Consider the following 13,470-nt stretch of genomic DNA (forward strand, 5'->3'; position numbering starts at 1 on the left):
AGAGTTTTCGGGGTCTATTGGTGCGGCTTGGCCAGCGGGAACGCGAGCGACTCGCGGATCGACTGACCGGTGATCAACATGACGATGCGGTCAACGCCGAGGCCGAGACCGCCGGTCGGAGGCATCGCGTACTCGAGCGCGGTGAGGAAGTCCTCGTCGAGTTCCATCGCCTCCGAGTCACCGCCCGCCGCCAGGATCGACTGCTCAGTGAGCCTCGTTCGCTGTTCCACCGGGTCCGTCAGTTCGGTGTAGGCGGTGCCGAGTTCCACACCCCAGGCCACCAGATCCCAGCGCTCCGCGACGCCGTCGACGAGGCGGTGCGCGCGGGTGAGCGGCGACGTCGAGGTCGGGAAGTCCTTGTAGAACGTCGGGAACGTGGTCCGTGCCTCCACCAGGTGTTCGTACAGTTCCAGGACCAGATGCCCGGCGTCCCAGTCGGGGCGGAACGCGATGTCGAGCCCGCGGCACACGTGCCGCAACTCGTCCACCCCCGTCTCCGGAGTGATCTTCACTCCCGCAGCCTCCGACACCGCGGCGTGGACGGACTTCACCGGCCACTGTCCGGAGATGTCGACCGTCTCCACGCCGGCGTCCCCGGTGCGCTCGATCACCGCCCGCCCGTTGGCGGCGGTGGCCGCTGCGACGATCAGCTCCCGCGCGAGCGTCATCATCGACTCGTAATCATGGTGTGCCGCATAGGCTTCCAGACTGGTGAACTCCGGGTTGTGTGAGAAATCGACGCCTTCGTTGCGGAAGTTCCGGCCGATCTCGAAGACCTTCTCGATGCCTCCCACGCACAGTCGTTTCAGGAACAGTTCGGGGGCGATGCGCAGGTACAGGTCCATGTCGTAGGCGTTGATGTGCGTGCGGAACGGGGTCGCGTTCGCCCCTCCGTGCACCTGCTGCAGGATCGGTGTCTCCACCTCCAGGAATCCCTCCGAGGCGAGATGATCGCGGAGGGCGCGGACCACGGCGCTGCGGGTCGCCAGCAGTTCGCGGCTGCGAGCGTTGACCGCCAGGTCGAGGTAGCGCTGCCGCACCCGGGCCTCCGGATCGGTGAGACCGCTCCATTTGTCCGGAAGCGGGTGCAGACACTTGCCGTTCAGACGCCACTGCGTCGCGAGCACCGACAGCTCGCCCGATCGGCTGGTCCCGATGGTTCCGGTGATCTCGACGAGGTCTCCCAGATCCACGGTGGACGCGAAGTCGAGCGAGTGCTCCCCCATCGCCGCGGGTTCCACGAGGATCTGGATCTCGCCGCTCTGGTCGTGCACGTCGGCAAACGTGACTCGACCGAAGTCGCGTTTGCGCGTGAGCCTCCCGGCGATGCGCACCACGGTCCCGAGCGACGCGGCCGCGGCCTGGGCCACGGTGTGCGTGGGCGGTTGCGCCACCGGGTACGGGTCCACTCCGTCGTCGATCAGCCGCTCCAGCTTGTCCAGCCGCACGCGCACCTGTTCGGGCCGACGCACCTCGGCGATCCCTCGGGTCCGCGACTCCGATTCGAGTTCGGCGACCAGTTCGTCGACGTCGATGCCGTCCGGGACCGACGACGCACCGCTCCGATAGTGCCTGGCCCGCCAGTGCTTGCCGGGAAGCTGGACGAATCCCTCGGCGACCATCGCGGCCAGAGCGACGCGTGGAATCACCTTGGCGTCTTGGTAGCAGATGTAGCGCGGCTTCCACCGGGGCTGATACTTCGCATTCGACTTGTACAGCGACTCCATCTGGAAGAACTTCGAGAAGAACTTCAGCACCGCGTACACCAGCCGCAGCACCGGTCGGGCCCCCACCTGCGGCCCGTGCTCGAAGACGTCTCGGAAGGTGGCGAAGTTGAGGGAGATCTTCGTGACGCCGACCGACTCGGCGTTCTGCGCCAGCTCGGACACCATCGTCTCCACCACGCCGTTCGGGCCGTTGCGGTCGCGCCGCATCAGGTCCAGCGAGACACCGCTGCGGCCCCAGGGAACGAACGACAGCATGCCGATGACCTTCTCGTCGGCGGTGCCCTCGGCCTCCACCGCCTCGACGAGCAGTGCGTCGCCGTCCGCCGGGTCACCCACCCGGCCCAGCGCCATCGCGAAGCCGCGCTCCTGCTCGGTGTCGCGCCATTCGTCGGCGCGCCGGACCACTCCTTCCACCTCGGCCCACGGCAGTTCGCTCATGCGCCGCATCCGGACGGTCACACCGAGCCGTCTGACCCGCGACACCGACCCCCGCACACCCTTCATGGTGGGCCCGGACAGGCTGAAGTCGGCCGCGTTCAGGATCGCCTCGTCGCCGAGGTTGATTGCGTCGAGGCCGGCAGCGTGCAGGACTTCGGCTCCCCTGGTGCTGGCGCCGAGCACTGCCGGATGCCACCCATAGGTCTCGCAGAGCGCGAAGAACTCGGCGATGGCCTCGGTCCAGGAGTCCGGATCGCCCACGGGATCGCCGCCGGCGAGCGCTGTCGACATCTCCACTCGATAGGTGATCGCCGCACGTCCGTCGGGGGAGAAGACGACCGCCTTGTCGCGCCGCGTCGAGAAGTAGCCGAGCGAGTCCTCGTCGCCGTAGGCGTCCACAAGCGCACGCACCAAGCGTTCGTCCTCAGCGGTCATGAGCGAGCTGAGCCGCTGCGACCGGAACAGCACGACGGCCGCACAGATCAGCGCGAGCGCCCCGAACAGACCGAGCAGCCAGTTCACCATCCAGGGCGCGTGATGATTCGCGAAGGGTTTCACATCGATGGTCGCGAAGGCGACCACGTGGTTGAAGGCGTACGGCAGCCGTTCGTTCGGTGCCACGGTACCGGGTGCGACGCTGAGCAGCGCCCAGCCGGCGAGGGTTCCGGCGGCCAGTCCGCCGACCAGCACCACCGCCGCCCACCGGAGGGCGCCGCGCCGGACACGGGTGTTGAACTGCCGGTAGCCCGCGATCAGCACGACCATCAGCGCGATGTTGACGATCAGACCGCTCACCGACTGCCGCCACTCGTCCGCCCAGCCCGGGTCCGACGCGGCGACCAGGACCACCAGCAGGTTCAGCACGGTGTAGAGCGATAAGTAGGCGACCGTGATCCACCACGCCACACGTTTGCGCAGCGACAGCGACACCGCGAGCAGCCCCAGAACCACCGTCCACGCGAGGCTGGTGCTGGGCATGGGGAACAGGTAGTCGTCGACGAACATCCGCGGAATGCGGATCAGATGCCGGAACGGCGGGATCAGCGTCGACAGCAGTGAGACGGTCGCGAGCAACCCCACGACGGTCCCCGCGATCCGCGGTATCCGCCGGCCGAAGCCGCTGGGATTGGAGATGCGCCGGACGATCGCGGACGATCGACGATTGGCGGTCGCGTGTCGACTCGCCTCCCGCGTCGCCGCACTCGGCATCGCGTCACGGGATCCGTTCTCCAGTTCTGGCATGCCTTCAAATTATCCGGGCGCCCGGCCGACGGAGAAGGACGCGCGGCACAATGCAGGAGTGGATCAGATCGAAATCCGGGATGACAACATCCGACTCGGGCAGTTCCTGAAGCTTGCGAACCTGATCGAGTCCGGGGCCGACGCCAAGGCGGTGATCGCCGACGGGCTGGTCACGGTCAACGGCCGGCCGGAGATCCGCCGCGGCCGTCAGCTGCGCGACGGCGACGTGGTCGAGCTGGGCGGAATCAGCGTGCGAGTTTCAACTCCGTGAGCTCCTGCTGAGTGACGAGACGTTCTCGCTGCTCAGACAGCTCCCGGGGAACACGGCGCCAGTTGCCGACGACACGCGCGAGCATCGTTCGCGGGGTCTTGCGTCGTTGGCGACTCGTCGGCATGTCTGTCCTTTCCACTCCGAGCCCGCAGTAGGCTCACTCCCTATCCAGAGTGTCGTCGACGACGCACCACGCGTTAGCCTCCGGCGCGGAAAGAGTCCGGTTTCACTCACGGGCCGCGGTATGAGCCAGGTCGGCCGGACACCTCCCCCGCGCCCTCGAGGTGCGCGCATACTACAGAGACCACCGGCCCCGAAGGAGCGAGACATGGCAGAGTCGATCGCAACGTACATCGCATTGCCCGGCACCACAGCCGAGGCAATGCAGCACTGGCACGACGTCTTCGGAGGGGAGCTCCAGATCCTCCGCTACGGAGACAACCCGATGCCCGGAATGCCCTTCGACCCCGACCCGCAGGCGGTAGCGCACGCGACTCTGGTGACGGACGCAGGCATCATCGCCGGCGCCGACGCGATGCCGGACGGTCACGACTACGCCGTGCAGGGAACGGCCTACTCGCTGCTCTACACGACGGACACTCCGGACCAGGCGCGCACCTACCTCCAGCGGTTGGTCGAGGGCGGCGGCCGCGAGGCCATGCCCTTCGCCCGCGCGCCCTGGGGCGGATGGTACGGCCAGGTGTTCGACCGATTCGGCGTGATGTGGGCGTTCTCCTGCGCGGGAGAGTAGTGAGACGGCGGTCGGACCCCGGCCGCGGTGAGCCCGAGGCGGCCCGACACCGCAGTGCCGGGCCGCCGCCGCGTAGGTCACGCAGCGTAGGTCACGCCGCGTATACGCCCAACCGGCGCGGCTCCTCCACCACCGAGTAGTGCGATGCGTCGCCGGCGATGATCCGGCTGCTCTCGCCGTCGATGCTCACCGGGACGTCGCCGGCGAGCGTGATCCGGTGCAGTTCCCGCTTCTGCCCGCCGAAGTCGGCGATGCCGTAGTGCTGCGTGGCACGGTTGTCCCAGATCGCCACATCGCCGAGACTCCAATTCCACCGGAAGGTGTTCTCGAGCCGGGTGATTCGGTTCTGCAGCAGCTGGTACAGCGGACCGAACTCGGCGGGCTTTAGCGCCGGGAACTCCTTGACGAAATGTCCGAGCAGCAGACTCCGCTCCCCGGTCTCCGGATGCACCCGCACCACCGGATGGAGCGTCTCGTACGCGGCGCTCGTGAACTCGCGGTAGTGGTCGGCGCGACGGCGCGTCTCCTCGTCACCGCCGTCGTGTTCGGCGGTCACGTAGTCGTAGAAGTTGGTGTGCTTGGCCCACAGCCCGTCGACCAGCGCCCGCAGCGGCGCGGGCAGTTGCTCGTAGGCCGCCACGGTCGAGGCCCAGGTGGTGGCTCCGCCCCACGCCGGCAGCGTCACCGCACGCAGGATGGACGCCTTCGGGACGCGGTCGACGAAGGAGACGTCCGTATGCCAGCTGTTGGCGGCGCCTTCGATCGTCAACAGCTGCGAACCGCGGGAGGTGACCGTGGGGTGCGGAAGAGTCGGATCGCCGAGCAGTTCGGCGAACGCGTACTGACCGTCGTCGTCGAGATGATGCTGGTCGGTGAAGACGACCACCTTGTTCGCGGCGAGGGCGAGGCGGATCGCCTCGACCTGTTCGGCGGGCAACTCCCCGCCCAGGCGCACTCCGCCGATTCTGGCGCCGATGTTCTCGCCGAGTCGGTCGACGGTGATGCCTGCTTCGGAATAGATCTTTCGCGCGGCCTCTTCGCGGTCGGCGCGATTGGAGATGGACGTGACGGTCATAGCGAGATCCCTCTCGAAGAATGTGGTTGGAATGGTGTGAATTCATCACTGAATCGGCGAATGCCGATGCTTCGCCTGTGAGTGAGGAACTGATTGATGAGATACCGATTCGGTAATTCAATGAAATCAGTCGGCTCGACCTGCCGCGAGATATTCACTCACCCTGATCGAAAGGACGCAGAGCCTCAATCCGCGTGGTCGGCGGCGTGATCGTCGATCTCTCGCCGCACGTCTTCGGGGACCCGCACCGGGCCCGGCCGGTAGGTGACGGCCACCAGGGCGGGACCGGCACGGAAGACGCCGCGACGGCGGCGCAGCTGCGGGTCGACGGCGCCGCGTGCGTCGCGACCCACCGAGATCCCGGTCCACGGCGCCATTCCGACCAGTTGCACCGCATCGGGCAGGGACGCGACCACCGTCTCATCGCCTGAGGCCGAGGCGAGCACGGTGAAGTCCCACCTCACCCGCGGTGTCGCGGCCGCCCGGAGGGTGACGGTGTCCGTTCCGGGCGGCAGAGCACCGGTGACCCGCTGGATCCGGCCGTAGGAATTGAAGGTGAACGTCAGCCGCCCGTCCTCCACCGCCAGCAGGTAGCCGCCCTGCTGGTCGCCGTGCGCGACCAGCACCCCTTCGTCCTCGGCCGACCAGCCCCGCAGTTCGACGATCACGTCGAAGTCTCGGTAGGCGATGAGCCGACTCGACCGGTACCGTTCGAGGGTCGGCGTCCCGGCCAGGATCCGGACCGGCGATGCGTACCGGCGGTCCTCGGCCGGGCGTCGCCGCTGCGGTGCGTCCGCGGTGTCGAAGAGCGGGAACACCGTGTTGTGCCAGGCCGCGGCGTCCCATGCCCGCGCCAGTTCCGCCACGAGGTCGGGATGCTCCGCGGCCACGTCGTTCGTCTCCGCGGGGTCGGTGCGCACGTCGTACAGTTGCCAGCGGGGTGCGTCGACGTGGTCAGGGCGGTGGTCGTGCAGCGACAACAGCTTCCAGCCGTCACGATAGAAACCGCGATGGCCCCCGAACTCCGCGTACTGCTCGATGTGCGGCGAGGACGCCGCCGGGTCGCGGAGCACCTCGGCGATGCTGACGCCGTCCCGTTCCACCGCGGGCACGCCCTGACGTGTCGCGGGAGTCGGCACGCCGGCCAGCTCCAGCAGAGTCGGCGCGAGGTCGGTGACGTACGAGAACTGCCGCCGGACGCCGTTGTCTCCCTCGGTCCGCGGCAGCCCGCTCGGCCACGACATCACGAACGGCACCCGCACGCCGCCTGCGAAGGTCTGGCCCTTGTAGAAGCGGAAGGGGGTGTTGGACGCCTGGCCCCAGCCGCGCGGATAGTGAACGCCGAGGTCGGCCGAACCGATCAGCTCCTCGTCGTGCGGCACGTCGCGCTCCCAGTCATCGGGCACCGGACCGTGCACGAACTGGCTGAAGTACGACCGTGTTCCGGTGGCCCCGCCCTCTGCGGTGCCACCGTTGTCGGAGGTGAACACGATGATCGTGTCCTCGAGCTCACCGAGATCCTCGAGTAGGCCGATGAGCCGCCCGACGCTCTGGTCGACGCTGTCGACGAGCGCCGCGTACACCTCCTGGTAACGCTGGTAGCGGCGCTTCTCGTCGTCGTTCAAGTCGTCCCAGCGCGGCGCGTCGTAGCCGGGTTCGGTGTTGCGCTCGGCGATCGGCGTGCCGGGGTCGAACAGACCGTCGGCGATCTGTCGCGCGAAGCGTTTGCGGCGCACCTCGTCCCAGCCTTCGGCGTACCTGCCGCGGTGACGAGCCAGGTCGTCGGCTTTCGCCTGGTGCGGTCCATGCATCGCGATGTGCGCGAAGTACAGGAAGAAGGGCTTGTCCGAGTCGTGTGCGCGCAACGCTGTGATCTGGTCGATCGCCCGGTCCGTGAGATCGTCGGTGACGTAGTACCCGTCGGGATACTCGTCGACGTCGACCACCGAGTTGTCGGCGATCAGCTGATTCGGGTTGAAGAACGAGTTCAAGCCCTCCAGCGAACCGTAGTAGCTGTCGAAGCCGCGCTGCAGGGGCCACGACTTCCGCGATCGCCCCGGGCTCATGTCGGCGTCCCGCACCAGATGCCACTTGCCGACAGCGAAGGTGGCGTACCCGGACTCCCGCAGTATCTCCGGCAGCGTGAGCACGTCGTCGGCCAGTTCCAGGCGCAGCCCGGGGAAGCCGGGGTCGGAGTTGGCGACGCTGCCGTAGCCCGCACGGTGCGGATTGACGCCGGTCAGCAGCGCCGCACGCGCCGGTGAGCACACCGGTGTGGTGTGGTAGTTGCTCAGCCGGAACCCGCTCCGCGCGAGCCGGTCGATGTTCGGCGTCGGGATCTCGGCGCCGAAGGGACCGACATCGGAGTATCCGAGATCGTCGACCAAGACCACGACGATGTTCGGCGCGCCGGCCGGCGGTTCGGGCTCGGGCGGCCACCACGGCGTCGACACCGAGGTGGTGCGGCCGACTGCGCCGCCGAAATCCTCGTAACCTCGCGCATGAGCGGGAATTGAATTGCCGTCGTTGCCGGACATCTGCCTGCTTCCTGTTCGCGTTATTCGCCGAATCAGCGTTTCGGCGCTTGCGCGAAGATGCCTCACTCTCCGATCTGTGGTCAAAGTTTAGATTCGGGCTGAACGCAACCGATTACATTCGGCCGCCACCCGCGAATGATTCCTCGAAGTCGCGCATTTCCGCGATCACCGTCCTCTTCGAGAAAGCAGACCTTCGCATGTTCCCGATTCCGCGCTCGCGAAAACCGTGGGTGCTCGCCCTGACCGTCGTCGTGCTCGGCCTCGGTGGTTGCCGCAGCGCGGTCGAGGCGCAGCAGACCACCGCGACGTCCGGCCCCGTCGCGGCCGGCGGTGATCTGCGCGTGGGAGTACTCGGCGACCTCTCGCCCAAGACCTTCCTGCAGATCGGTACCGGCAGCGTCAACGGCCACGTTCTCGCGAACGTGTACGACACTCTGATCACCTACGACCACGCCACCCTCACGCCGCGGCCCTCACTGGCGACCTCGTGGAGCACGGCACCGGACGGCAAGACACTGACGCTGAATCTGCGCGAGCACGTCCGCTTCCACGACGGGCGCCCGTTCACCTCGACAGACGTTCGCGCGTCGCTCCAGGCGTACCTGGGCGGTCCGTGGACACCGCAGTTCAAGCGCACCGCGGCCGCCATCACCTCGTACGACGTCAGCGATCCCCACCGCATCGTGCTGACGTTCGCGCACCCCACGGGCAACGTCTTCGACCTGCTCGACTCCGCGCCCGTCCTCGACGGATCCAAGATCGATGAGCTCAAGGCCGGCAAGTCGTTCAACGGCACCGGCCCGTTCCGGTTCGACTCGTGGACGCCGAACTCCTCGGTGCGTCTGGTCCGCAACACCGGGTACTGGGGCGGGGCGGCGCCGCTCGACGCCGTCACCTTCGTCGAAGCCCGCGATCCCAAGTCGCTCTACACCCGGCTGCGCACCGGACAGCTCGACGTGGCCAGCGGACTGACCGACAGCGACCACCAGATCGCCACGCGCCGTTACGGCTTCAGCGACATTCAGCTCACCGGCGGCGAGTCCCAGGTGTATGTGGGCGTCAATGTGGCCAACCCAGCGCTCGGCGACCCCCGGGTGCGTCGCGCCATCGCCTACGCGGTCGACAGGGATCGGATCATCAAGGACGTCTATCGCGGCTCCGGATATCCGGTGAATCTGCCGTGGCCCCGGACCTCGCCCGCCTACGACGAGTCGGGCAACCGTACCTATCGCCGGGATCTCCAGCGGGCCCGCGACCTCCTGCGTGAGGCCGGGCCGGTCCCGCCGATCGACCTCGACTACACCACCGGCGGCTCGGACCGGATCGTTGCGGAGATCATCCAGTCGAACCTGCGCGAGGTCGGGATCACCGCGAATCTCGTTCCCAATGACCGGACCGTGCAGGCCACCAAACTGATCGGCGGTCAGTTCTCCGGGCTGTGGATACTGCAGCATGCCTTCGCACAGTTCACACCGTCGACGCTGGCGGTCTCGGCGTATCCGTTCAACGCAGCCAAGAACTCCTCGAACTACTCGAGCGCCGAGTACTCGTCGGCGGCCGACGCCGCCTGGAAGATCGCCGATCCGGCGTCTCCGCAGGCTCTGGACGCCTACCGCCGACTCGACCGTGTCTGGCTCGACGACCTCTTCCTGATCGAGATCGGTGTCGTCATCTCGAGCGTGACCGCGGCGCCGACGGTCCACGGCGTCGACTGGGACCGCCGCGACCAGCTCCATTTCGATCACACCAGCCTCGCCACCTCTGATCGGAGGTCCTGACCATGACCAGATATCTCATTCGCCGGATTCCGACGGCCGTCGTCGTTCTGCTGGCCGCCTCTCTGCTCGTGTTCGCCGTGCTCCGGCTCATCCCCGGAGGTCCGGAATCGGCTCTGGCGGGTCCCGACGCCGGGCCGGAGCAACTCGCCGCCATCCGTCATGACCTCGGACTCGACCGTGGTTTCTTCAGTCAGTACTGGGCATGGATCAGCGCCCTGGTCACCCTCGACTTCGGAACCAGCTACCAGGTGGGCGGCGACATCGGCGATCTGATCTCCTTCGGCCTCACCAACACCCTCGTGCTGACCGCGGCTGCGACCGCGGTGGCGGTGAGCCTCGGGCTGGCGTTGTCGCTGAGCGCCGTGATCTGGCGAGGACGGGTACTCAACGCGGTCCTCACCGGGATCAACGCGGTCGCGATAGCGTTGCCCACCTTCGTGGTCGGCACTGTCCTGATCGCCCTCTTCGGCATCCGCTGGCGAGTACTGCCCGCAGGCGGCACCCCGCCCAACGGACTCACCGACGACCTCGGGATCACCGCGCAGTATCTGCTGTTGCCCGCCCTCACCCTCGGGCTTCCCGCCGGGGCGATGCTGGCGCGGTTCCTCACCGAAGCCCTGCGGACCGAACTCGCACAGCCGTACGCCACCACTGCGATCGCCACCGGCGCGACCCGTCGTGATGTCGTCCTCAAGCACGCTCTGCGCAACGCGCTGCCGTCCACCGTCACCGCTTTCGGTCTGATCGTCGGCGCATTGCTCGGCGGGGCGGTGCTCGTCGAATCGATCTTCGGTTGGCCGGGGCTCGGGTTGCTCACCGAAGAGGGCATCTCCGCCCGCGACTACCCCCTCGTCCAGGTGCTCGTGCTCCTGTCGGTCACCGCGTTCGTGCTGATTCAGCTCGCCGCCGACGTCGTACACGCCTGGCTCGACCCTCGAATCCGACTGGCAGGTGCACAGTGACTCGTTCTTCCGACGCCCGACCATCCGACCCCAGGCCCGGGGTGCTGATACCGCAGCCACCATCCAGTTCGTCCGGCGAAGCCCTGCCCGTCGGTCCGGGACTGCTGCCGGAGGCACCCGCAGACCGTGACGAGACACGCGCGCGGCTGCCGCTCTACCGGAGCCTCCTACGCGGCTCCGGCCTCGTCGGGACCGTTCTCGTCCTCGCTGTCGTCGCCGCCGGGGTATTCGGTCCCCTTTTCCTCTCGCACGGCGCCGACCAGCAGATCGAGGGTGCGTATCTGCTTGCGCCCAGCGCCGATCACTGGTTCGGCACCGACGACGTGAACCGCGACGTCCTCGCACGCACGCTCGTCGGCATCCGCGTGGACCTGCTCATCATTCTCATCGCCGTCCCCATCGGTGCCGCCCTCGGCACGCTCGTCGGGCTTGTGTCGGTCACCGTGCCGCTCGCCGACAGCGTCGCGCAGCGCGTCTTCGACGTGATCCTCGCTTTCCCGGCGCTGATCCTCGGCATCGCGCTGGCCGCGATCCTGGGTCCCGGCGCGCTCACGGTCGGCATCGTCATCGCGGTCGCCGAGATCCCCGTCTTCGGCCGACTGGTGCGGACCTCGGTACTGCGAGTACGCGAGCAGCCGTATGTCGAAGCAGCGCGGGTCAGCGGCGCCGGGACCGGACGGATCCTGCTGCGGCATGTGCTGCCGAACTCGGTGGAGGCGCTCGGCGTGCAGTTCGCGCTGTCGCTGTCGCTCGGGGTCTTCATCGAAGGTGCGCTGGGCTATCTGGGGATCGGCGTCGTCCCACCGACTCCGTCGCTCGGCGGCCTCATCGCCGCCGGAAACAACTACCTGGAGACCAATCCGTGGTTCTCGCTCGGACCACTGTTCGTCATCTCCGCTCTCGTACTCGGGCTCTACCTGATCGCCCAGTCGATCTCGAACGACAGAAGGAACCTCCGATGACCGCCGCGTCCTCCCCCGCCGTACCCGTACCGTCCGTTCCTCCGGCCCTGGAAGTGACCGACCTGCACGTGCGGTTCGCCTATCCGCGTCCGGCGGTCTCCGGAATCAGCCTCCGCGTCGATCGCGGCGAAATCGTCGCTCTCGTAGGAGAATCCGGATCGGGCAAGACCATGACCGCACGGGCCGCGATCGGTCTCCTGCCCGACGGTGCGACGGCCACCGGTTCGGTTCGGGTCGACGGACGCGAGATTCTCGGTCTTCCGGAGAAGGACCTCGCTCGCCTTCGGGGCGACCGCGTGGCCATGGTCTTCCAGGAACCGCAGACCGCGCTGAACCCGGTCCAGACCATCGGCTGGCAGCTTCGCCAGGCGCTCACCCGGCACAGCGGTCTGTCCCGGGCGGCGGTGCGCGCCAGGGCCGTGGAACTGCTCCGACTCGTCGACCTCCCTGAACCGGAGGTCCGTGTCGGCTATTATCCGCACCAGCTATCCGGCGGCCAGAAACAGCGTGTGGTCATCGCACTCGCGCTCGCCGGCGACCCGGCCCTGCTGCTCGCCGACGAGCCGACCACAGCCCTCGACGTCTCGGTGCAGCGAGAGATCCTCGAACTCCTCGTCCGTCTCCGCGAGCGCACGGGCGCAGGCATTCTGCTCATCACGCACAACCTCGGTGTCGTCGCCGAGATCGCTGACCGCGTAGTGGTGGTGCAACTCGGGGAGACGGTGGAGACCGGCGACGTGGGACGGATCTTCGCCGAGCCCTCCGCACCCTACACACGCCAGTTGCTGGCCGCCGTTCCGCGCTTGGACACCGCGTCGCGGGACAGCAGACGCCACGCCGCGCACGGACCGACGCCGGTCGTCGTGGTTGACGGCGTGACCGTCGAGCATCCGGGATCGTTCGGGTCGAACCCGCACGTAGCGCTGTCGGACGTGTCGCTGGTGGTCGAGTCCGGTGAGGTGGTCGGGGTGGTCGGCGAGTCCGGCTCCGGAAAGACGACCCTCGGGCGAGCCATCGGCGGCCTGCTGCCCCTGGCCGGCGGTCGTATCCTGCTGGATGGCGACGATCTCGCCGAACTCTCCGGCAAGGACCTCCGAGCAGCGCGGCGCCGCATCGCCTTCGTTCCGCAAGACCCGACCGCCTCTCTCGACCCGCGCTTCACCGTCGCCGAGTCCATCCGTGAGCCGCTGGAGATCCAAAGGATCGGGGACCGCCGCTCACGCGCGGCTCGGGTCGCCGAACTGCTGTCGGCCGTGCAATTGCCGACCTCGTTCGCCTCTCGCCTGCCACACGAGTTGTCGGGTGGTCAGCGTCAGCGCGTCGCCCTCGCCCGTGCGCTCTCGACGGACCCCAAACTCCTCATCGCCGACGAGCCGACGAGCGCGCTGGACGTCTCCGTCCAGGCCCGCGTATTGGAGCTGTTCGCACAGTTGCAGGCCGACATCGGCTTCGCGGCACTGTTCATCAGCCACGACCTCGCCGTCGTCCGCCAGGTGTCCGACCGCGTGACCGTCCTCAAGTCCGGTCGCGTGGTCGAGTCCGGCAGTGCGACAAGGATCTTCGTTCAGCCCGCCACCGACTACACCCGCACTCTGGTGCACGCGGTCCCCGCCCCCGACCCCGAACGAGACCGCCTCGGCCGCGAGCTGCTGCCCGCAACCTCGTAGCCCAGATCGCGCCGCGGCCCCCGCACACGAACCCCGCCGTATCAACACAGTCCATAACTG

Annotated in this window: 9 protein-coding genes; 6 read left to right on the plus strand and 3 right to left on the minus strand. The window is 67.9% G+C overall.

Annotated features, from left to right (window positions below; translation table 11 throughout):
• Positions 1 to 14: 14 nt before the first annotated feature.
• A complete protein-coding gene (gene lysX / locus GSI01S_RS18165; protein ID WP_006898108.1) occupies positions 15 to 3,407 on the minus strand; it encodes a bifunctional lysylphosphatidylglycerol synthetase/lysine--tRNA ligase LysX in 3,393 nt (1,130 codons plus the stop codon).
• On the opposite strand from lysX, the gene GSI01S_RS18170 reads away from it, so the two are divergent.
• Together GSI01S_RS18170 and GSI01S_RS18175 are read left to right on the plus strand one after the other, a co-directional pair.
• Entirely contained in the window at positions 3,406 to 3,678 is a 273-nt protein-coding gene (locus GSI01S_RS18170) for an RNA-binding S4 domain-containing protein (protein ID WP_006898109.1), read from the plus strand. The genes lysX and GSI01S_RS18170 overlap by 2 nt on opposite strands.
• A 328-nt stretch (positions 3,679 to 4,006) precedes the next feature.
• Positions 4,007 to 4,429, plus strand: a complete 423-nt coding sequence (locus tag GSI01S_RS18175; RefSeq protein WP_006898110.1) for a VOC family protein — start codon at positions 4,007 to 4,009, stop codon at positions 4,427 to 4,429.
• A gap of 91 nt (positions 4,430 to 4,520) precedes the next feature.
• On the opposite strand, the gene GSI01S_RS18180 is transcribed toward GSI01S_RS18175, so the two are convergent.
• Together GSI01S_RS18180 and GSI01S_RS18185 are read right to left on the minus strand one after the other, a co-directional pair.
• Entirely contained in the window at positions 4,521 to 5,504 is a 984-nt protein-coding gene (locus GSI01S_RS18180; RefSeq protein ID WP_006898112.1) for a TauD/TfdA dioxygenase family protein, read from the minus strand.
• Positions 5,505 to 5,689: 185 nt separating this feature from the next.
• Complete coding sequence (locus GSI01S_RS18185) at positions 5,690 to 8,041, minus strand: arylsulfatase (protein WP_006898113.1); 2,352 nt, start codon at positions 8,039 to 8,041, stop codon at positions 5,690 to 5,692.
• 197 nt (positions 8,042 to 8,238) lie between these two features.
• Here GSI01S_RS18185 and GSI01S_RS18190 point away from each other — a divergent pair, with 197 nt between their 5' ends.
• Genes GSI01S_RS18190 through GSI01S_RS18205 form a run of 4 tightly spaced genes read left to right on the plus strand, consistent with a single transcriptional unit; the run spans position 8,239 to position 13,410 of the window.
• The gene (locus GSI01S_RS18190) at positions 8,239 to 9,819 is read left to right on the plus strand and encodes an ABC transporter substrate-binding protein (protein ID WP_006898114.1); all 1,581 of its coding nucleotides are present in this window, start codon (positions 8,239 to 8,241) and stop codon (positions 9,817 to 9,819) included.
• Positions 9,820 to 9,821: 2 nt separating this feature from the next.
• On the plus strand, positions 9,822 to 10,781 hold the full coding sequence (locus GSI01S_RS18195; RefSeq protein ID WP_006898115.1) for an ABC transporter permease: 960 nt from the start codon (positions 9,822 to 9,824) through the stop codon (positions 10,779 to 10,781).
• A 41-nt stretch (positions 10,782 to 10,822) separates the two neighbouring features.
• Entirely contained in the window at positions 10,823 to 11,743 is a 921-nt protein-coding gene (locus GSI01S_RS18200) for an ABC transporter permease (protein WP_006898116.1), read from the plus strand.
• Entirely contained in the window at positions 11,740 to 13,410 is a 1,671-nt protein-coding gene (locus tag GSI01S_RS18205; RefSeq protein WP_006898117.1) for a dipeptide ABC transporter ATP-binding protein, read from the plus strand. The genes GSI01S_RS18200 and GSI01S_RS18205 overlap by 4 nt, the downstream gene beginning before the upstream one ends.
• Positions 13,411 to 13,470: the final 60 nt, after the last annotated feature.

It is taken from the genome of Gordonia sihwensis NBRC 108236 (assembly GCF_000333035.1).
Classification (GTDB): Bacteria; Actinomycetota; Actinomycetes; order Mycobacteriales; family Mycobacteriaceae; genus Gordonia; species Gordonia sihwensis.